This window comes from Nocardioides sp. zg-DK7169 (assembly GCF_013155365.1).
Taxonomy (GTDB): domain Bacteria; phylum Actinomycetota; class Actinomycetes; order Propionibacteriales; family Nocardioidaceae; genus Nocardioides.
On record NZ_JABJRA010000010.1, the window covers coordinates 167,228 to 186,333 of the forward strand.

19 protein-coding genes are annotated in these 19,106 nt (G+C 72.2%); 11 read left to right on the forward strand and 8 right to left on the reverse strand.

What is annotated here, in order from left to right; all coding sequences use genetic code 11:
* Positions 1 to 15 precede the first annotated feature (15 nt).
* Positions 16 to 693, reverse strand: coding sequence for a response regulator (locus HOQ23_RS15795; protein WP_367650528.1), 678 nt, complete (start codon positions 691 to 693; stop codon positions 16 to 18).
* Positions 694 to 725: 32 nt separating this feature from the next.
* Complete coding sequence (locus tag HOQ23_RS15800; RefSeq protein WP_172215543.1) at positions 726 to 1,907, reverse strand: histidine kinase; 1,182 nt, start codon at positions 1,905 to 1,907, stop codon at positions 726 to 728.
* Positions 1,908 to 1,999: 92 nt separating this feature from the next.
* Here HOQ23_RS15800 and HOQ23_RS15805 point away from each other — a divergent pair, with 92 nt between their 5' ends.
* The 5 genes from HOQ23_RS15805 (at position 2,000) to HOQ23_RS15825 (ending at position 5,403) form a co-directional block, all read left to right on the forward strand.
* Positions 2,000 to 2,158 (forward strand): DUF4177 domain-containing protein, encoded by a 159-nt coding sequence (locus HOQ23_RS15805; RefSeq protein ID WP_153321726.1) that lies wholly within the window; start codon positions 2,000 to 2,002, stop codon positions 2,156 to 2,158.
* Positions 2,159 to 2,160: 2 nt separating this feature from the next.
* Complete coding sequence (locus HOQ23_RS15810; protein WP_153321727.1) at positions 2,161 to 2,634, forward strand: RidA family protein; 474 nt, start codon at positions 2,161 to 2,163, stop codon at positions 2,632 to 2,634.
* Entirely contained in the window at positions 2,634 to 3,512 is an 879-nt protein-coding gene (locus HOQ23_RS15815; protein ID WP_172215544.1) for an NUDIX hydrolase, read from the forward strand. The genes HOQ23_RS15810 and HOQ23_RS15815 overlap by 1 nt, the downstream gene beginning before the upstream one ends.
* A complete protein-coding gene (locus tag HOQ23_RS15820; RefSeq protein WP_367650529.1) occupies positions 3,509 to 4,318 on the forward strand; it encodes an MBL fold metallo-hydrolase in 810 nt (269 codons plus the stop codon). The genes HOQ23_RS15815 and HOQ23_RS15820 overlap by 4 nt, the downstream gene beginning before the upstream one ends.
* A 167-nt stretch (positions 4,319 to 4,485) precedes the next feature.
* Positions 4,486 to 5,403: a DUF559 domain-containing protein gene (locus HOQ23_RS15825; protein WP_172215545.1), complete on the forward strand. Its 918-nt coding sequence runs from the start codon at positions 4,486 to 4,488 to the stop codon at positions 5,401 to 5,403.
* A gap of 147 nt (positions 5,404 to 5,550) precedes the next feature.
* Here HOQ23_RS15825 and HOQ23_RS15830 read toward each other — a convergent pair whose 3' ends face one another.
* A complete protein-coding gene (locus HOQ23_RS15830) occupies positions 5,551 to 6,228 on the reverse strand; it encodes a Crp/Fnr family transcriptional regulator (RefSeq protein WP_172215546.1) in 678 nt (225 codons plus the stop codon).
* A gap of 177 nt (positions 6,229 to 6,405) precedes the next feature.
* Between HOQ23_RS15830 and nth the strand changes: the two genes are divergently transcribed.
* From nth to HOQ23_RS15850, 4 genes are read left to right on the forward strand one after another with little or no spacing between them, the layout of a single operon-like run.
* Positions 6,406 to 7,122 carry an endonuclease III gene (gene nth, locus HOQ23_RS15835; RefSeq protein ID WP_367650530.1) on the forward strand — a complete coding sequence of 239 codons (717 nt, stop codon included), beginning with the start codon at positions 6,406 to 6,408 and terminating at the stop codon, positions 7,120 to 7,122.
* On the forward strand, positions 7,119 to 7,742 hold the full coding sequence (locus HOQ23_RS15840; protein WP_172215547.1) for a TlpA disulfide reductase family protein: 624 nt from the start codon (positions 7,119 to 7,121) through the stop codon (positions 7,740 to 7,742). Before nth ends, HOQ23_RS15840 begins: the two co-directional genes overlap by 4 nt.
* Complete coding sequence (locus tag HOQ23_RS15845; protein WP_172215548.1) at positions 7,739 to 8,467, forward strand: CoA pyrophosphatase; 729 nt, start codon at positions 7,739 to 7,741, stop codon at positions 8,465 to 8,467. The genes HOQ23_RS15840 and HOQ23_RS15845 overlap by 4 nt, the downstream gene beginning before the upstream one ends.
* Positions 8,464 to 9,639 (forward strand): MarP family serine protease, encoded by a 1,176-nt coding sequence (locus HOQ23_RS15850; protein ID WP_172215549.1) that lies wholly within the window; start codon positions 8,464 to 8,466, stop codon positions 9,637 to 9,639. The genes HOQ23_RS15845 and HOQ23_RS15850 overlap by 4 nt, the downstream gene beginning before the upstream one ends.
* 113 nt (positions 9,640 to 9,752) lie before the next feature.
* On the opposite strand, the gene HOQ23_RS15855 is transcribed toward HOQ23_RS15850, so the two are convergent.
* Positions 9,753 to 10,157: a phage holin family protein gene (locus HOQ23_RS15855; RefSeq protein WP_172215550.1), complete on the reverse strand. Its 405-nt coding sequence runs from the start codon at positions 10,155 to 10,157 to the stop codon at positions 9,753 to 9,755.
* 176 nt (positions 10,158 to 10,333) lie between these two features.
* On the opposite strand from HOQ23_RS15855, the gene nhaA reads away from it, so the two are divergent.
* On the forward strand, positions 10,334 to 11,695 hold the full coding sequence (gene nhaA, locus HOQ23_RS15860; RefSeq protein ID WP_172215551.1) for a Na+/H+ antiporter NhaA: 1,362 nt from the start codon (positions 10,334 to 10,336) through the stop codon (positions 11,693 to 11,695).
* Between the two features lie 302 nt (positions 11,696 to 11,997).
* Here nhaA and HOQ23_RS15865 read toward each other — a convergent pair whose 3' ends face one another.
* The 4 genes from HOQ23_RS15865 to HOQ23_RS15880 form a co-directional block, all read right to left on the reverse strand.
* Positions 11,998 to 12,627, reverse strand: coding sequence for a hypothetical protein (locus HOQ23_RS15865; protein WP_172215552.1), 630 nt, complete (start codon positions 12,625 to 12,627; stop codon positions 11,998 to 12,000).
* A 493-nt stretch (positions 12,628 to 13,120) separates the two neighbouring features.
* On the reverse strand, positions 13,121 to 15,127 hold the full coding sequence (acs, locus tag HOQ23_RS15870) for an acetate--CoA ligase (protein WP_172215553.1): 2,007 nt from the start codon (positions 15,125 to 15,127) through the stop codon (positions 13,121 to 13,123).
* 149 nt (positions 15,128 to 15,276) lie between these two features.
* Positions 15,277 to 16,890 carry a cation acetate symporter gene (locus HOQ23_RS15875; protein ID WP_172215554.1) on the reverse strand — a complete coding sequence of 538 codons (1,614 nt, stop codon included), beginning with the start codon at positions 16,888 to 16,890 and terminating at the stop codon, positions 15,277 to 15,279.
* Between the two features lies 1 nt (position 16,891).
* Entirely contained in the window at positions 16,892 to 17,257 is a 366-nt protein-coding gene (locus HOQ23_RS15880) for a DUF485 domain-containing protein (protein WP_172215555.1), read from the reverse strand.
* 511 nt (positions 17,258 to 17,768) lie between these two features.
* On the opposite strand from HOQ23_RS15880, the gene HOQ23_RS15885 reads away from it, so the two are divergent.
* Positions 17,769 to 19,079, forward strand: coding sequence for an HNH endonuclease signature motif containing protein (locus HOQ23_RS15885; protein ID WP_172215556.1), 1,311 nt, complete (start codon positions 17,769 to 17,771; stop codon positions 19,077 to 19,079).
* The last annotated feature ends 27 nt before the right edge of the window (positions 19,080 to 19,106 follow it).

Below are 19,106 nucleotides of genomic sequence, written 5' to 3' on the forward strand. Positions count from 1 at the left end.
TGCGGCGCACCGCTGTCAGCCGACCAGCCCCGCGTCGTACGCCAGGACGACGAGCTGGACCCGGTCGCGGGATCCGGTCTTGGCCAGCAGCCGGCTGACGTGGGTCTTGACGGTGGCCTCGGCGACCACGAGCTCGGCGGCGACCTCGGTGTTGGACAGCCCGCGCCCGACGAGCACGAGCACCTCGCGCTCGCGCTCGGTGAGGGCGACCAGCCGCGGGTCCGGCGCCGAGCCGGCGCCGCCGGGCGCGCCGGGGTCGGGCAGCGTGGCGGCGAAGTGCTCGAGGAGGCGGCGGGTGGTGCTGGGCGCGACCACGGCGTCCCCGGCATGCACCGAGCGGATCGCGTTGAGCAGGTCCGGCGGGGTGGCGTCCTTGAGCAGGAAGGCGGCGGCGCCGGCCTTGATGGCGGCGAAGGCGTACTCGTCGAGGTCGAAGGTGGTCAGCACGATCACCCGCGGCCCGTCCGGCCGGGCGGCCAGGGCGCGGGTCGCCTCGACGCCGTCCATCCGCGGCATCCGCACGTCCATCAGCACCACGTCGGCTCGCGTCACGGCGAGCCGCTCGAGCGCCTCGGCGCCGTCGCCGGCCTCACCCACCACCTCCAGGTCCGGCTGGCTGTTGACCAGCATCGTGAACCCGGCACGCACCATCTGCTGGTCGTCGACGAGGAAGACGCGGATCGGATCGCTCACGGGGCCGTTCACAGGGCCGTTCGCAGGGCCACTCATAGGGGAAGCCTCGCCGACACCCGGAACCCGCCGCCCGGGCGGGGTCCCGCGACCAGCTCGCCGTCGTGCACCAGCACGCGCTCGCGCATGCCGACCAGCCCCAGGCCGCGGCCGTCGTCCGGTGTGGCGGCGCCGCGCCCGTCGTCCTCGACGACCACCTCGACGTCCGTGCCGACACACACCTCGACGCGCACCGCGGCGCCCGGACCGGCGTGCTTGCGGATGTTGGTGAGCGCCTCCTGCACGACGCGGTACGCCGTGAGCGCGATGCCGGGCGGGACCGGTACGCCGGGCTCGGGCAGGCGTGCCTCGACCCGGCCGCCGCCCCCGGTCCGCGCGGCGACCTCCTGGGCCTCGGCCACCAGCACCGCGATGTCATCGAGGCGCGGCTGGGGACGGGTGCCGGTCTCCCCGCCGGTGCGCAGCAGCCCGAGCAGCCGGCGCATCTCGGTGAGCGCCTCGCGCCCGGTCGCCGCCACCGTCTCCAGGGTGCGGGTGGCGACCGCCGGGTCGTGCTCGGCGGCGTAGCGGGCCCCGTCGGCCTGCACGACGATCACCGACAGGCCGTGCGCGACCACGTCGTGCATCTCCCGGGCGATCCGGGTGCGCTCCTCGGTGGCGGCCAGCTCGACGCGCTGCGCGGCCTCGAGCTCGATGCGCTCGCCGCGCTCGACCAGCGCCGCGACGTACGCCTGCCGGGTGCGGCCCAGGGTGCCCAGCGCCCAGGCGGCGATGACGATCACCGACATCGTGATGATGTAGGAGACGGCGCCGGTGCGGTCGTTGTCGGAGTACGGCGCGAACCAGGAGTACGTCGCGGCCCAGGCGGCACACAGGCCGACGCCGAGCGCGACCCAGGAGGCGAGGGCGTCGGCGTAGCGGGCGACCGCGTAGGTCGCGACCGGGAACGCGACCTGACCCCAAGTCGGCTCGTGGAGGACCACGGCCTGGAGCGCACTGACCCCGGCCACGGCCGCGAACACCGCGACCGGGCGGGAGCGGCGCCACAGCAGCGGCACCAGCTCGAGCACCGTGAAGGTGACCGACCGGGCACTGAGGCCGCTGAGCGCCATCAGCGGGACCGGGAGCAGCAGGACCGCGACCAGCGTGCGGTCGAACCAGCGTCGCCCCCGCTCGTCGAGGCGCCAGGGCTGGCGCGGGGCGTGCAGAGGGTCCACGGGACACCACCGTAGAGGCCTCGGCGCGCCGCCGCGTCCGACCACGGGATGACCTCGTTCGGCGGCCGGTCGGTCCGGAGTAGGGTCGCGCCATGACCAAGTGGGAGTACCTGACCGCGCCGATCCTGACGCACGCCGCCAAGCAGATCCTCGACAACTTCGGGGCCGACGGCTGGGAGCTGGTGCAGATCGCGCCGGGGATGAACCCGGAGAACCTCGTCGGCTACTTCAAGCGCCCGATCGAGGGCTGAGCGTGAGCGCCGCGGAGGACCGCCTGGCCGAGCTCGGCCTGACCGTGCCCGACGTCCCCGCGCCGGTGGCGTCGTACGTCCCGGCCGTGCGCTCGGGCAACCACGTCTTCACCTCCGGCCAGCTGCCGATGAGCGGCGGCGAGCTGAGCGTGACCGGCAAGGTGGGCGGCGAGGTGTCGGCCGAGGAGGCCTACGCCTGCGCCCAGCAGTGCGCGCTCAATGCGATCGCCGCGGTGAAGAGCGTGATCGGCGACCTCGACAAGGTCGTCCGGATCGTCAAGGTCGTCGCGTTCGTGTCCTCGACGCCGGACTTCACCGGGCAGCCGCAGGTCGCCAACGGCGCCTCGGAACTGCTCGGTCAGGCCTTCGGCGAGGCCGGGCTGCACGCCCGGTCCGCGGTGGGCGTGCCCTCGCTGCCGCTGGACGCGCCGGTCGAGGTCGAGATCCTGGTCGAGGTCGCCCCCGAGGCGAGCTGATGCGCATCCCGCTGCCGCCGGTGCCGCTGCCGGCACACGTCGTCGAGGCCGCCCGGGAGTACGACGAGGGCGGGCGCGAGCCGGTCGCCCCCCGCGACGCGGCGACGGTGATCCTGCTGCGTCCGTGCGCTCCGGGGTCCGGGCAGGGCCCGGAGGTCTACTACATGCGCCGCCAGGTCTCGATGGACTTCGCCGCCGGGATGGCGGTCTACCCCGGCGGCGGGGTGGACCCGCGCGACTTCGACGCCGACGTGGCCTGGGCCGGCCCGGGGCCGCAGGACTGGGCCGCGCGCCTGGGCTGCGACGCCGACACCGCCCGGGCGCTGGTGTGCGCGGCGGTGCGGGAGACCTTCGAGGAGTCCGGGGTCCTGCTCGCCGGGGCCTCCCCGGACGAGGTGGTCGCGGACACCACCGGCGCGGACTGGGAGGCCGACCGGGTCGCCCTGGAGACCCGCGAGCTGGCGATGACCGACTTCCTCAACCGGCGCGGGCTGGTGCTTCGCACCGACCTGCTCGGGGTCTGGGACGCCTGGCTGACGCCGGTCTTCGAGCCGAAGCGGTTCCGCACCTGGTTCTTCGTCGCCGCGCTGCCGGCCGGGCAGCTGACCCGCGACGTCTCCTCGGAGTCGTCCTCGGTCACCTGGCTCCCGGCCCGGGTCGCCGCGGCGCAGGCCGACGCCGGCGAGCTGGCGCTGATGCCCCCGACGTACCTCACCAGCCTGGAGGTCGGCGTCCACGACAGCCCCGAGGAGGTGCTGGCGGTGGCGTCGAGCCGTGCGGTGGAGATGTTCACCCCGTCGGTGGAGCCGCTCGGCGACACCTGGACCCTGTCGATGCCCGATCGGCTGCGCGGGCTGGTCGCGGAGCGACGCCGGTGAGCGCCTGGACCGGTGGGAGCTACCCGCCCCGCGCCGAGTGCCTGCTCGCGCCCAACCCCGGCATCATGACCCTCGACGGCACCAACACCTGGGTGCTACGCGAGCCCGGCGCGGACCGCGCGGTCGTCATCGACCCCGGCCCGGTCGACCACGGCCACCTCGAGCGGCTGGTCGAGGAGGTCGGCGAGGTGGGGCTGGTGCTGCTGACCCACCACCACTTCGACCACGCCGAGGTCGCCGAGGAGCTCGCGCGGCGCACCGGCAGCGCGGTGCGGGCCTTCGACCCGGCCTACTGCTTCCGGGCGGACCCGCTCGGCGACGGCGAGGAGCTCGACGTCGACGGGCTGCGGCTGCGGGCCCTGCACACCCCGGGCCACACCGCGGACTCGATGTCCTTCGTGCTGCCCGCGCAACGCGCGCTGCTCACCGGCGACATGGTCCTCGGCCGCGGCACCACCGTGGTCGCGCACCCCGACGGCCAGCTGGGTCCCTACTTCTCCTCCATCGAGACCATGCGCTCGCTGGTCGAGGCCGGCGAGGTCGACACCGTCTGGCCGGCCCACGGCCCGGTGCTCCCGGACGCCGCGGGGGTGCTGGACTTCTACCTCGCCCACCGCCGCGAGCGGCTCGCCCAGGTCGAGGACGCCGTGCGGGAGCTCGGTGCCCAGCCGCACCCCGAGGGCCTCGCCGCCGACGAGCTCCCGCGCCGCGTCGTGGAGATCGTCTACGCCGACGTCGACCCCGTCCTCTGGGATGCCGCCGAGCTCTCCGTCCGCGCCCAGCTGGCGTACCTCGCCGCCCGTTGAGTCGAGACCTCTGACGGTTGAGTCGAGACTCGGGACGCTCGAGTCGAGACTTCTGACCGGTTGAGTCGCGAGCCGCGGGTCGTCCACCGGAGGCCCCCGGGGCGCGTCCTCCACAGTCCATGACCTCGCCGCGGCTGAGGGCGTCCGGGCGGGGCGATCGTCGGGTGATGGACCTGCCCGCGCTGCCGTGGCCCGACGAGCCCTTCTCGAGGGCGGACCTGACCGCCCGCGCCGTACCGCTGTCCCGGCTGCGCCGGGCGATCCGCAACGGCGAGGTGCGTCCCGTGGTGCGCGGTGTCTACGCGGCGTCGCACCTCGAGGACACCCTCGAGCTGCGAGCGCGCGCCCTCGCGCGGGGGGCCTCGCCCCACCAGGTCGTCACGGACCGTACGGCGGCCTGGCTCCACGGCGTCGACGCCCACGTGCACGGCGAGCACGACGGCGTGCCGGACGTCGAGATGTGCGCCCTGCGCCGGCACGCCCCGACGAAGGCGCTCGGTGCGGACGGGCGCACGCGGGACCTGTCGCCTCAGGACGTGATGACGCTGCACGGCGTCCTGGTGACGACCCCGCTGCGGACTGCCCTCGATCTCGGCTGCTGCCTGCGGCGCCGCGAGGCGTTCGCCGTCCTCACGCAGATGGCCCGGACCCACGGGCTGACGCGCGAGGACTACGTGCGCGGGCTCGCGCGCTATCGACGTCGTCGTGGTGTCGTGCAGCTGCGCGAGCTCGTCAGCCACGTCGATCCCCGCGTGGAGTCGCAGCGCGAGGCGTGGGTGCTGCTGGAGATCGTGGACGCGGGCCTCCCGGCGCCCGAGCCGCAGGTCTGGGTCGAGGTCGACGGCGTACCGACGTACCGCCTGGACCTCGTCTACCGCCGGCGCCGTGTGTGCGTCGAGTACGACGGCGAGGAGGCGCACCGCGGCCGGGAGGAGTACGACGCGGAACGCCGCAGGTGGCTGCGTGACGACGGCTGGGCGGTCATCGTGGTCCGGCGGGGCGACTTCGGCGACGACGCGTCGCAACGGTGGCTCGCCGAGCTGCGGAGCGCGCTGGCGACGGCGTACTCCAACCGCCGCTGGTGACCAGAGCTCTCGACTCGACCGGTCAGAACTCTCGACTCGAGCGTCAGAACTCTCGACTCGAGCGTCAGAACTCTCGACTCAACCCCACCTCAGACGGGAGAAGGGCCCACCTCAACCGTGAGGCGGGCCCAGCTCGATGTCGGGGGATCAGCGGGCGCGGCGGCCCAGGCGCTCGATGTCGAGGATGACGACGGAGCGGGGCTCGAGGCGGACCCAGCCGCGCGAGGCGAAGTCGGCGAGCGCCTTGTTGACCGTCTCGCGGGAGGCGCCGACCAGCTGGGCGAGCTCCTCCTGGGTGAGGTCGTGGTGGACGTGGACGCCGTCGTCGGCGGTGCGGCCGAAGCGGTCGGCGAGGTCGAGCAGCGCCTTCGCCACGCGGCCGGGGACGTCGGAGAAGACCAGGTCGGCCACGACGTCGTTGGCCTTGCGCAGCCGGCTGGCCAGCTGGGTGAGCAGGCCACGGGCGACGACCGGGCGGCCCTCGAGCCAGCGCAGCAGGTCCTCGTGGGAGAGGGAGGCGAACGACGCGTCGGTCACCGCGGTCACCGTCGCGGAGCGCGGGCCCGGGTCGAAGAGCGACAGCTCGCCGAACATCTGGCCGGGGCCGAGGATCGCGAGCAGGTTCTCCCGGCCGTCGGAGGAGGTGCGGCCGAGCTTCACCTTGCCGTCGAGGACGACGTAGAGCTTGTCGCCCGAGTCGCCCTCATGGAAGAGCACGTCACCACGGCGGAGGCGGGACTCGGTCATCGAGCTGCGCAGCGCCGTGGCCGCCTCGTCGTCCAGCGCACTGAAAAGCGGGGCTTGACGAAGTACGTCGTTGTCCACGGATCCTCCTTCGGTGCGCCCGCCTGGCGTGCGGGCATCGATCGAATCCTACGCGTGCGGTTTCTCACAGCCATATCGGCGCAATAACCGGCGCGCCGCAGCGACCTCGGGAGAGGCTCGCGCGCGCCGCCGGGCGGGGCCGCGTGCGGTGTCATCGCCCCGCCGTACCCTAGGCCCGTGCCCGCTGCCGTACCACTGACGCGCCCCGACACCTCGCTTGTCCGACGCGCCCGCAAGATCGGGCGCGTGCTCGCCGAGACCTACCCCGACGCGCACTGCGAGCTCGACTTCGAGAACCCCTTCGAGCTCCTCGTGGTGACCGTTCTCTCGGCGCAGACCACCGACCGCCGCGTCAACGCGGTGCGCCCGGTCCTGTTCGGCGCCTACCCCGACCCCGCCTCGATGGCGCAGGCCGAGCGCGAGGACCTCGAGCGCATCGTCGGCCCGCTCGGGTTCTTCCGGGCCAAGACCGAGTCGCTGCTCAAGCTCTCCGCGGCCCTGGTCGCCGACCACGGCGGCGAGGTGCCGGGCAGCCTCGACGACCTGGTCAAGCTCCCGGGCGTGGGCCGCAAGACCGCCAACGTCGTGCTCGGCAACGCCTTCGGGGTCCCGGGCATCACCGTCGACACCCACTTCGGCCGGCTGGTGCGCCGCTTCGGCCTCACCGACGAGACCGACCCGGTCAAGGTCGAGCACGCGATCGGCGCGCTCTACCCCAAGCGCGACTGGACGATGCTGTCGCACCACGTCATCTGGCACGGCCGCCGCCGCTGCCACGCCAAGCGGCCCGCCTGCGGCGCCTGCCCGATCGCGCGCTGGTGCCCGTCGTACGGCGAGGGCCCGACCGACCCCGTCGTCGCCGAGGCGCTCGTGCGCACCCAGGGCCCGGCGTGAGCCGCCGGCTACGCGCGGCGCTCGCCACCGGCGCGCTGCTGAGCTCCGCGGTGCTCGCCGGCTGCGCCCCCGACGCGAGCCCCTCCAGCGGTGAGCGGGCCGCGCCCTCGGAGTCCAACGTCGCCGTCGACACCCCCGAGCTGCGCCGCATGAAGGCCGACGCCGGCGTGGAGCCGTGCCGTCCCGGCACCGCCGACGACGGCGCGCTGCCCGCGGTCAGTCTGCCCTGCCTCGGCGGCGGCGAGCGGGTCGACCTCTCCACCCTCGAGGGCCCGCTGGTGATCAACTTCTGGGCCTCCAACTGCGGCCCGTGCCGCAAGGAGATGCCGGCGCTGCAGGAGTTCCACGAGGCCCACGGCGACCGGGTCCCGGTGATCGGGGTCGACTTCCTCGACGTGATGCCGGAGGCCGCGATGGAGCTCGTCGAGCGCACCGGTGTCACCTACCCGCTGCTCGCCGACCCGGGCGGGGAGCTGCAGGGCACCGACCTGCGCCCGCTGGCGCTGCCCACCTTCGCCTTCCTGGCAGAGGACGGCGAGGTCACCATGGTCGGCGGCGGCATCGACAGCGCGGACGACCTCGTCGCGATGGTCGACGAGCACCTCGGCGTGGACCTGTGAGCTCGCCCGCCGGGCTGCCGGCGTGGCTGCTGCCCGTGCACGAGGCGGCCCGCACCATCGAGGGCCGCGACCTGACCCGCTTCCTGCCGCCCGACTCCGCCGACGTGCGACGTGGCGCGGTGCTGATGCTGTGGAGCGAGGGCGAGCAGGGCGCCGAGCTGCTGCTCACCGAGCGCGCCCACGACATGCGCTCCCACCCCGGCCAGGTCTCCTTCCCGGGCGGCTCGCTGGATCCCGGCGAGTCGGTGGTCGAGGCGGCGCTGCGCGAGGCCGAGGAGGAGGTCGGGGTGGACCCGGCCTCGGTCGAGGTCTTCGGGCTGCTGCCCGAGCTGTTCCTGCCGCCCAGCAACTTCGCGGTCACCCCGGTGCTCGGCTGGTGGCGCGAGCAGCACCGGGTCGAGGTGGTCAGCGCCCAGGAGGTGCACGCCATCCACCACGCACCGATCTCCGAGCTCGTCGACCCCACCCACCGGGTGACGGTGCGCCACCCGTCGGGCTACACCAGCCCCGGCTTCCTGATCGGCGCCGACAAGGACGTCATCTTGTGGGGGTTCACCGGCGGGATCATCTCCCGGCTGCTGGACTACCTCGGTTGGGCCGAGCCCTGGGACGAGGGCAAGGTCCAGGACCTGCCCGACTACATGTTCGCCGGCGACTCCGTCACCCAGCGCAACGCGCGCGCCGGCCTGCTCGACATCTCCGACGAGGAGCGACGCGCCCGGTGAACCCGCTCGACTGGATCCTGGTCGTCCTGCTCGTCCTCTACGCGGTCTCCGGCTACTGGCAGGGCTTCGTCACGGGCGCCTTCGCCACCGCCGGCCTGCTCTGCGGCGGCCTGCTCGGCATCTGGCTCGCCCCGATGGCGCTGGGCGACGCCGCGCCCTCGCTGTTGGTCTCGGTGGGCGCGCTGTTCATCGTGATCCTCTCGGCCTCCCTGGGCCAGGCCCTGCTGCAGTACGTCGGGGCGCGGATCCGCTCGCGCATCACCTGGCAACCGGTGCGCGCCCTCGACGCGCTCGGCGGCGCGGCGCTCAGTGCAGGCGCCGTGCTGCTCGTGGCCTGGGCGCTCGGCGTGGCGGTCTCCGGCACCCGGATCGGCCCGGTCACCTCGATGGTGCGCGAGTCCACGGTGCTGGCGAAGGTCGACGAGGCACTGCCGACCTCGGCGGGCTCGGTGCTCAACACCTTCAACGACGTCGTCGGCACCGGGTTCTTCCCGCGCTACCTCGAGCCGTTCGCCCCCGAGCGGATCGTCGAGGTCGCCCCGGGCAACGACCGGCTGCTGCGCAGCCCCCGGGTCCAGGACGCCCAACAGAGCGTGCTGAAGGTGCGCGGCGCCAACCGCTGCGGTCGCGGCGTCGAGGGCACCGGGTTCCTCTACGCCGACGACCGGCTGATGACCAACGCCCACGTGGTGGCCGGGGTCAGCGACCCCGAGGTCGTGGTCGGCGAGGAGAGCGTCCCGGCCGAGGTCGTCCTCTACGACCCGGACCTCGACCTGGCGGTCCTCGCGCTCGACGACCGCGGCCGCCCGGCCCTCGACTTCGACGGCGCGGCCGGGCCGCGCGACTCGGTCGCGATCCTCGGCTACCCCCTCGACGGCCCCTTCGACGCCCGGTCCGGCCGGATCCGCGACGAGCAGCGGCTCCGCTCGCCCGACATCTACGGCAACGGCTCGGTCCTGCGCGAGGTGTTCTCGCTGCGCGCGCTCGTGCGCCCCGGCAACTCCGGCGGTCCGGTGATCGCCCGTGACGGCGACGTCGTGGGCGTCGTCTTCGCGGCCTCGGTCACCGACGACGACACCGGTTATGCCCTCACCGCAGACCAGGTGCAGGACGTCGCCCGCGTGGGCGTCGCCCGCAGCGCCGAGGTCTCCACCGGCGACTGCGCCAGCTGAGCCCGAGGCCCGCACACCAGACGAGCCCGCACACCAGACGAGCCCGGCCCCGGACGATCGTCCGGGGCCGGGCTCGGGTGCTGCTGGGGGCTGGTGCTGCTGGGGGCTGGGACTCAGCTCTGGCCCTTGAGCGCCCGCGGGATCTCGCGGCCCTGCTCGATGGCCTTCGACGGGGGACCGACCTGCTTGACCTTCTTCACGCCGACGAAGGCGAGCAGCCCGGCGAGCAGGACGTAGAACCCGAAGACGATCAGGAACGCCCAGTGCAGGGACAGCCCGGAGCCGTTCCAGTGGATCAGGTAGGCGATCGCGATCGAGAGCATGATGATCGCCAGGACGGCGATGAAGCCCGCCGCGGCGAACAGGGCGATGCCGACCCCGCCCGCGCGGACGCTGACCTTCAGCTCGGACTTGGCGAGCTGGATCTCCTTGGAGACCAGCGTCGAGATGTCCCGGCTGGCGTCGGAGACGAGCTTGCCGATCGTCGGCTCGGCGTCCTTGACCGGTTCGGTGGCCATGTGGCTCCTCTGGCGGTGTGCGTGGCGGCGGGTCCGCTACCGGTGCGGTGTCGGACGATGCCCCCGACCCTACCGAACCGACCACGTGGGGGGCGCCGGTAGCATCGGCGAGGGAGAGCCGGGAAGTCTGGTCGGCACGTCGTTGTCATGCCCCCACGTCGAAGAGGCCCCTCATCATGCCCGACCCCCGCTCGTCCGCACCTGCCCCGGGACCGTCCGATCAGCGCCGTGTCCTGACCCGTCCGAGCTGGCCGGAGTACCAGCGGATCACCGAGATCCTGCGCATGGAGACGGTCGGCGGCATGCTGCTGATCGCCGGCGCGGTCCTCGCCGTGGTGTGGGCGAACCTGCCGGGTGACTCCTACGCGTCGCTGCGCGACCTGCACGTCGGCGGCCAGGTGCTCGGCTTCGACCTCGACCTGAGCCTGGCGCACTGGGCGGCGGACGGCCTGCTCGCGGTCTTCTTCTTCCTCGTCGGCCTGGAGCTGAAGAAGGAGTTCGTCGCCGGCGACCTGCGCCGCCTCGACCGCGCCATCGTGCCGGTCGCCGCGGCCATCGGCGGTGTCGCCGTGCCGGCGCTGCTCTACGTCCTGGTCAACCTCGGCTCCGGGGGCGAGACGCTCCACGGCTGGGCGATCCCCACCGCCACGGACATCGCGTTCGCCGTGGCGGTGCTCGCGGTCGTCGGCTCGCGCCTGCCGTCGGCGCTGCGGCTGTTCCTCCTCACCCTCGCCGTGGTCGACGACCTGGTCGCCATCTCGATCATCGCGCTCTTCTACACCGACGAGCTGCACGTCGAGCAGCTGCTCTGGGCGCTCGTCCCGCTCGCCCTGTTCGGCCTGCTGGTCCAGCGCTGGCCCGCCTTCTTCGGCACCCGCGGCTGGGCGAGCTGGCTGGTGCTGGTGCCGCTCGGCGCGCTGGTGTGGGCGTTCTTCCTCGAGTCCGGCGTGCACGCCACGATCGCCGGCGTGGTGCTGGGCTTCCTGGTCCCGGTGATGCGCAAGTCGGGCGGCGAGGGCCCGGGCCTGGCCGAGGTGCTCGAGCACCGGGTTCGCCCGCTGTCGGCCGGGTTCTGCGTCCCGGTCTTCGCGTTCTTCTCCGCGGGTGTCGCGCTCGGTGACGGCGGCGGCCTCGGGTCGCTGCTCTCCGACGGCGTCGCCTGGGGGATCGTGATCGGCCTGGTGGTCGGCAAGCCGATCGGCATCCTGGCCGCGACCTGGCTGGTCACCCGCACCCGACGCGCGAACCTCGACAGCGACATCACCTGGCGCGACCTGACCGGCATGTCGATGCTGGCCGGCATCGGGTTCACGGTGTCGCTGCTGATCTCCGAGCTCAGCTTCGACGCCGGGTCCGCGCACTACGACCACGCCAAGATCGCGATCCTCGGTGCCTCGGTGCTGGCCGCCGGGCTGTCCGCGCTGGTCCTCGTCCCCCGCAACCGCCACTACCGCGAGCTCGAGCTCCGCGAGCAGGTGGACGAGGACCGCGACGGCATCCCCGACGTCTTCCAGCGCCCCGAGGACCAGCGCGGCTAGCTCAGCGCCGTTCCGGCTGGGGCACCCTGACGACCAGACCGACCTGGGACCGGGTGTGTGACCGCACCGGGACGACGGTGCGCGGGCCTGAGGGTGCTCTCGGCGCGCCAGGCGTCGTCGTACGACGAAGTGTGCCGTTGTGCAACCCTGAGCGCCCTCGTGTGTGACCGCCTGACGACCCGTTGCGGCCTTGTGTGGCCGTCGTACGACGGCGTACGCTGTGTGCATTGCTCCTCCCCGCTGGGGAGTGAGAAGTGAGGTCGGGACCCCCGCCGGACGACGGGACCCGACCTTCGCGCATTTCAGAGCGCGATTTCGATCTCCTGGACCATGCTGCCGAGGACCTGGCGGTGGCCGGCCCGCGAGCCCTTCCGCGCACCCGCGACAGCGCCCGCGATGGCGTCGGGAACCCACAGCATCGGCTCCACGGAAGGCAGGCCGAAGTCCACTCGCAGTGCCGCGCTGATCGCGTTCTCGCTGCGGAGTGCGTTGACCAGCTGGAGATCGCGCTTGTTGAGCGAGGACGTGCGCGACTCCAGCCACACCTGCGAGACGCCGAGCTGCTCCAACTCGAAGAGCAGTCGCCGCATGCAGTGCCGGCGCGCACGCTCCTGGGCCTTCGGGTTGGCCCACCGGGCACCCACGACCACAACGCTGGCGAAGTCACATTCCGCGATGACGGCGGTGACCTTCTCGCGCAGGGGCGTGTCCTCGTCGCGCCAGTGAAGCCGGCCGCGGCCCCGGGGGACGAGCCGAACCAGCGAGTCGCGCGGGTGGTCGCAGCCCTCGGGGTCAGCCACCACCGACGCGAGCACGTACATGCCGCTGTGCTCCGCGCCGGGGGCATGGATGGACTCGTCCACCCATGCGTGCAGGGCGAACTCGACCGGGTCCGCCGATACCGGCGAAGAGGTCGGGTCGAGGGTGCTCACGGGCCCATTGTCCTGGTCCCGCCGACAGTCGGGTGGTTGATATGGGCGGTCATGCCGCATGTCCTCTCACGGCCGGGGTGCTTGCGTTTCATGCTCAGCGCACGACGTCTCCCGAGGGTCGCAGCGGCGTACGGCTTGCGGTGGGACGGTCATGGTGTCGCGTACCTGTCGCCGCGCGACTCCCCCGGACGGGGTGGACTGGAGTCCTACCGGCTCACGCTCGAGGCGCTCGGCCTTGTCGTGGGCGTAGAGCAACCTGTCGGTGTGGTGTCCGCTCGGGACCTGGCGGACGCGCACGTCGCGACGTCTCCGAGCGATACCCCGAACTGGTGGGCGTCGCTAGGTCCCGGGCGGCCCGCCCGCGCGGTCGACTACGACGAGTGCCTCGACATCGTGCGCGGCCTGCCGTTCCGGGGCGGATCTCTCCGAGAGACTGCCGCGCGGGCCGAGGAGGTACTGCTGTCGAACGGCGCGGACCTGGGACCTGTGGACCTCACTCCGAGGATCCCGAGCCGGACAGCCCGGAGGAGATCAGCTTCATCACCGAGCTGTCCGCCAGCGTGGTGACGTCCCCGATCTCGCGGTGCTCGGCGACGTCGCGCAGCAGCCGGCGCATGATCTTGCCCGAGCGGGTCTTCGGCAGCTCGGGCACGATCATGATCTGGCGCGGGGTGGCGATCGGGCCGATCTCCTTGCGCACGTGCTTGCGCAGCTCGGTGACGATCTCGCTGCCCTCGCCCGCCTCGTCGGCGTCGACGACGAACTCGTCGCGCAGGATCACGAACGCGCAGACCGCCTGACCGGTGTCCTCGTCCTTGGCGCCGACCACGGCGGCCTCCGCGACCTTCGGGTGCGACACGAGCGCCGACTCGATCTCGGTGGTGGAGAGTCGGTGCCCGGAGACGTTCATGACGTCGTCCACGCGCCCGAGCACCCACAGGTCGCCGTCGGTGTCCTTCTTGGCGCCGTCGCCGGCGAAGTAGTAGCCCTGGCTGCGGAAGCGCGACCAGTAGGTGTCCACGAAGCGCTGGTCGTCGCCCCAGATCGTGCGCAGCATCGAGGGCCACGGCTTGGTGAGCACGAGGTAGCCGCCCGAGCCGTTCGGGACCGGCGTGCCCTCCTCGTCGACGACGTCGGCGGCGACGCCGGGGATCGCGGTCATCGCCGAGCCGGGCTTGCCGGCGGTGACGCCGGGCAGCGGGCTGATCATGATCATGCCGGTCTCGGTCTGCCACCAGGTGTCGACGACGGGGGTGCGGTCGCCGCCGATCACGTGGCGGTACCAGATGTAGGCCTCCGGGTTGATCGGCTCGCCGACCGAGCCGAGCAGGCGCAGGCTGGAGAGGTCCGCGCGGTCGGGGATCTCGCGGCCCTGCTTCATGAACGAGCGGATCGCGGTCGGCGCGGTGTAGAAGATCGTGACGCCGAGGTCCTCGATGATCTGCCACCACCGGCCCTTCTCCGGGCTGTCCGGGGTGCCCTCGTAGAGCACCTGGGTGGCGCCGTTGGCGAGCGGCCCGTAGACGATGTAGGAGTGCCCGGTGACCCAGCCGATGTCGGCGGTGCACCAGTAGACGTCGGTCTCGGGCTTGAGGTCGAAGACGGCCCAGTGGGTGTACGCCGTACCGACGAGGTAGCCGCCGGTCGTGTGCAGGATGCCCTTGGGCTTGCCCGTGGTGCCGGAGGTGTACATGACGTAGAGCGGGTGCTCGGCGTCGAACGCCTCGGGGGTGTGCTCGGGCGAGGCGGTGTCGACGACGTCGTGCCACCACACGTCGACCGCGTCGTCCCAGCCGTCCGCGCCGAGGTCCTGGCCGGTACGGCGCACCACCAGCACCTTGTCCACCCGGTGGCCGCGCTCGGCCGACTTGGCCCGGGCCTCGTCGACCGCGGGCTTCAGGGCGGAGGCGGAGCCGCGGCGGTAGCCGCCGTCGGCGGTGACGACGACCTTCGCCTGGCAGTCCTCCAGCCGCGAGGCCAGCGCGTCGGAGGAGAAGCCGCCGAAGACGACCGTGTGCGGGGCGCCGATCCGGGCGCAGGCGAGCATCGCCACGATCGCCTCGGGGATCATCGGCATGTAGATCGCGACGCGGTCGCCGGTCTCCACACCGAGGTCGCTCAGCGCGTTCGCGGCGCGGGAGACCTCGTCCTTGAGCTGGGCGTAGGTGATGTCGCGGCGGTCGTCGACCGGCTCGCCGACCCAGTGGATCGCGACCTTGTCGCCGTTCCCGGCCTCCACGTGGCGGTCCACGCAGTTGTACGCCGCGTTGAGCCGGCCCCCGACGTACCACTTGGCGAACGGCGGGTCCGACCAGTCCAGCACCTGCTCCCACCGGGTGTCCCAGGTGAGCCGGTCGGCCTGCTCCGCCCAGAAGGCCTCGGGGTCGGCGTCGGCCCGGGCGTAGGCCTCCTCGGTGAGGTTGGCGTGGGCCGCGAGGTCGGCCGGCGGCTCGAAGCGGCGCTCTTCGTTCAGCAGGTTGGAGAGGGTCTCGTCGCTCACGTCAGCTCCTGTGTCTGGGGTCGGGTCCCAGGTCGGTTCGAACGGGGGAAGGTGGCCCCCGCCACACTAGTGGCGGGGGCCACCCTGATCGATCGGTGCTCGTGCAGTGCCCGATTCGCCCAGTGCTTGATTGCTCAGTGCTTGATTGCTCAGTGCTGGATCGCCTGCTCGGCACCCGCTCCGGTGAGGGCGCGGACCTCGAGCTCGGTGTAGCGGTCCTCCGCGGTGGGCTCGCGCGAGGTCACGGTCCCGAGCCAGCCGAGGAAGAACCCGAGCGGGATCGAGACCAGGCCGGGGTTCTCCAGCGGGAACCAGGAGATGTCGATGCTGGCGGGCAGCAGCGAGAGGTTCTCGCCCTCGGGGCTGACCTTGCCGGAGGTGACCGGCGAGAAGAAGACCAGGCCGACAGCGGAGATCAGGCCGCCGTAGATGCTCCAGGTCGCCCCGCGGGTGTTGAAGCGCCGCCAGAACATGTTGTAGACGATCGCCGGCAGGTTCGCCGAGGCCGCGACCGCGAACGCGAGGGCGACCAGGAACGCGATGTTGAGGTTCTGCGCCGGGATCGCCAGCAGGATCGCCACCAGGCCGATGACGCCGGCGGCGATCCGGGTCACCCGGATCTCCTCGTTCTCGGTCGCGGTCCCGTTGCGCATCACGTTGTTGTAGATGTCGTGGGCCACGGATGCCGACGAGGTGAGCACCAGGCCCGCGACCACGGCCAGGATCGTCGCGAACGCGACCGCCGCGATCAGGGCGAGCAGCACCGCGCCTCCGGTCGACCCGGCACCGCCACCGACCGCCTCGGCCAGCTTCGGCGAGGCCAGGTTGCCGGCCGCGTCGAGCTTGCTGGTGTCCAGCAGCGCCGCGGCGCCGAAACCGAGGACCAGCGTGAACAGGTAGAACACGCCGATCAGGCCGATCGCCCACAGCACCGACTTGCGGGCGTCGCGGGAGGTCGGGACGGTGTAGAAGCGGATCAGGATGTGCGGCAGGCCCGCCGTACCGAGGACCAGGGCGATGCCGAGGCTGAGGAAGTCCAGCTTGCTGGTGAGGTCGGCGCCGTAGCGCAGCCCCGGTTCCAGGAACGCCGCCCCGGCGCCGGACTCGCTGGCGGCGCTGCCGAGCAGGTCGGAGAGGTTGAAGTCGAACTTGGCCAGCACCAGGATGACGATCAGCGCCGAGCCGGTCATCAGCAGAACGGCCTTGACGATCTGCACCCAGGTGGTGCCCTTCATCCCGCCGACGGTGACGTAGAAGACCATCAGTGCGCCGACGACGGCGATGGTGAGGTTCTTGGTGACCTGGCTGTCGACACCGAGGAGCAGCGCGACGAGCGCGCCGGCGCCGACCATCTGGGCGAGCAGGTAGAAGATCGAGACCACGACCGTCGAGGTGGCCGCGGCCATCCGTACCGGCTTCTGCCGCATCCGGAACGCCAACTGGTCGGCCATCGTGTAGCGCCCGGAGTTGCGCAGCATCTCCGCGACCAGCAGCAGCGCCACCAGCCAGGCGACGAGGAAGCCGATGGAGTAGAGGAAGCCGTCGTAGCCGTAGAGCGCGATGGCACCGGAGATGCCGAGGAACGACGCCGCCGACATGTAGTCGCCGCCGATGGCCAGGCCGTTCTGGAAGCCGGAGAAGCTGCGGCCGCCGGCGTAGAAGTCGGCGGTGCCCGAGGACTGGCGGCTGGCCCAGAAGGTGATCGCGACGGTCAGTGCGACGACCGCGAGGAAGAGCAGTGTGGTGAGGACCTGACTGTCCATCTCAGCCCTCCCGTCCGGCGGTGGGGCGGCGGCTCTCGAGCGCCGCGCGGTACTCCTCGTCCAGCTGGCGGGCCAGCGGGTCGAGGCGGCTGGAGGAGAAGCGGCTGTAGAGCCAGGCGAGCAGGAAGGTCGTCACGAACTGCAACAGCCCGAAGACGAGCGCGACGTTGATGTTGCCGACGAGCTTGTGGGCCATGAAGTCGCCCGCCCAGTTGGAGAGGACGACGTAGAGCAGGTACCAGACGAGGAACGCGACGGTCGCCGGGAGCACGAAGCCGCGGTAGCGGCTGCGCAGCTCGGTGAACTCGGGGCGTTCGTGGAGGTCGTCGTAGATGGGATCGTGACGCGCGGGCTGGTCGGTGGACACGGGAGCCCCTTCCGGGAAGTCGTGTGATCGCAGTCACAGTAGGAGCGCCCACCCCCGCCCCGGCACGACCCGACGTCGCCTAGGCGCTCAGTGGCACCCGCCGTCGGTGAGCGGTCGGATCGGTACGACGAGCGGTCGCGCTCCTAGGTCGGTGATGGTGATCTTGTCGCCGGGGTTCTCGCCCTCGGCGATCACGAGGACCTGCTGGAAGCCGTGCGGGCACCGACGTTGTAGACGGCCTTGTCCAGCATGAACACCCCGGCGCTGATCAGCTTCTTGACCACGGTGTCCTCGCCTGGATCGGCTGGCACAGCTACCGGCTGCGGGTGGTGGGCGATCGGTCTCCTCATCTGCTCACGCGTCGGGCGGGGCGGCTCGGTCTTCGCGGTTGCCTGCCATGCGGCCTGGGGCGCGGATCGCCCGCGTGGCGCATCCGTCTGCCACTGGACGATCGCGAGACCCGAGGTGGAAAAACCCTTGTCATCGAACGTGCGTTCGAGTAGAATGAGGCATGGCCGACTCCGAGCTCCCCGACTGCGGCACCCCAGCCGCCGTGCTGGCGTTCGCACAGCGCCGTCGGGCCGCAGCCCAGCGGGCGGAGATCGAGGTCTTAGAGGCGGCTCTGGTGTGGGCGGCGATGCATCCGGAGGAGTCGGTTTCCGGCGGGGTATCGACAAGCTCAACCACCGGTTTGGTGTTCGGGGAGCAGGCCGTTCCGCTGGCGGGCGAGGGTGCCCCGCTGGTCGCGGAGTTCGCGCCGATGGAGTTCGGCGCCGCGCTGGGCCTGTCCACCGACTCCGCCCGTTCGTTGGTCGGTGACGCCCTGGAGCTGGGGCACCGGCTCAAGCGGACCTGGAAGCTGGTCCGTGCCGGCAAGGTCCCGCTGTGGAAGGCGCGGCGGCTCGCGCAGCTGACCACCACCCTGCCGCTGGAGGGCGCCGACTTCGTGGACCGCCAGCTCGCCGGTGTCGTGGGAAAGATCAGCTGGGCCGCGATCGAGCGCCTCGTCGACCAGGCCCGCGTGATGTTCGACCCCGAGGGTGCGGAGAAGCAGCGCCGCGAGGCGGCCGACGGCCGCCGCTTCGACGTGCACACCCGCGAAGCCACCCACGACGGCACCGTCCACGTCGAAGGCGTCCTCGACCTCGCCGACGCGATCGACCTCGACACCGCGATCCGCCAGGGCGCCGAAGAGCTCGCCGCCCTCGGCTCGACCGAGTCGCTGGACGTGCGCCGCTCCATGGCAGCCGGCGAGCTCGCCCGACGCCAGCTCGCCTTCGACCTGCGCGCCGAGGCCGGTGATGGGGCCGCGTCGGTGGTGAAGCCGCGCCAGGTCGTGATCCACGTCCACCTCTCGCACGCCGCGATCAGCCGTGACGAGGCCGGCATCGCACACGTGGAGCAGACCCGCTCCATCGTCTCGACCGAGCAGGTCAGCCAGTGGTGCAGCGGCGACGCCCAGGTGGTCATCAAGCCGGTCATCGACCTCGAGGCCCACCACCACACCGACGCCTACGCGATCCCCGACAAACTGGCCGAGCAGACCAAGCTCGCCTCGCCGACGTGCGCCTTCCCATGGTGTGAACGCCCGGCCCGGCGCTGCGACACCGACCACGTCACCGCTCACGGCGACGGCGGCCCCACGTGCTCCTGCAACCTCGCCCCGCTCTGTCGCCGACATCACCGGGCCAAGACCCACACCGCGTGGACCTACGACAAGACCGACGCCGCGACGTATCTCTGGCAATCCCCACACGGGCTGCATCTGGTCAAGGACCACAGCGAGACCCGACTCGTCACCGCGCATCCGCCCGACGAGTAGATCGACCGCTCCGGACCCCGCCAGCAC

Coding starts and splice junctions, on each gene's coding strand:
- HOQ23_RS15805 (WP_153321726.1), top strand. CDS start 2,000: ATGACCAAGTGGGAGTACCTGACCGCGCCGATCCTGACGCACGCCGCC.
- HOQ23_RS15815 (WP_172215544.1), top strand. CDS start 2,634: ATGCGCATCCCGCTGCCGCCGGTGCCGCTGCCGGCACACGTCGTCGAG.
- HOQ23_RS15825 (WP_172215545.1), top strand. CDS start 4,486: ATGGACCTGCCCGCGCTGCCGTGGCCCGACGAGCCCTTCTCGAGGGCG.
- HOQ23_RS15855 (WP_172215550.1), bottom strand. CDS start 10,157: ATGGCCACCGAACCGGTCAAGGACGCCGAGCCGACGATCGGCAAGCTC.
- nhaA (WP_172215551.1), top strand. CDS start 10,334: ATGCCCGACCCCCGCTCGTCCGCACCTGCCCCGGGACCGTCCGATCAG.
- HOQ23_RS15875 (WP_172215554.1), bottom strand. CDS start 16,890: ATGGACAGTCAGGTCCTCACCACACTGCTCTTCCTCGCGGTCGTCGCA.
- HOQ23_RS15885 (WP_172215556.1), top strand. CDS start 17,769: ATGGCCGACTCCGAGCTCCCCGACTGCGGCACCCCAGCCGCCGTGCTG.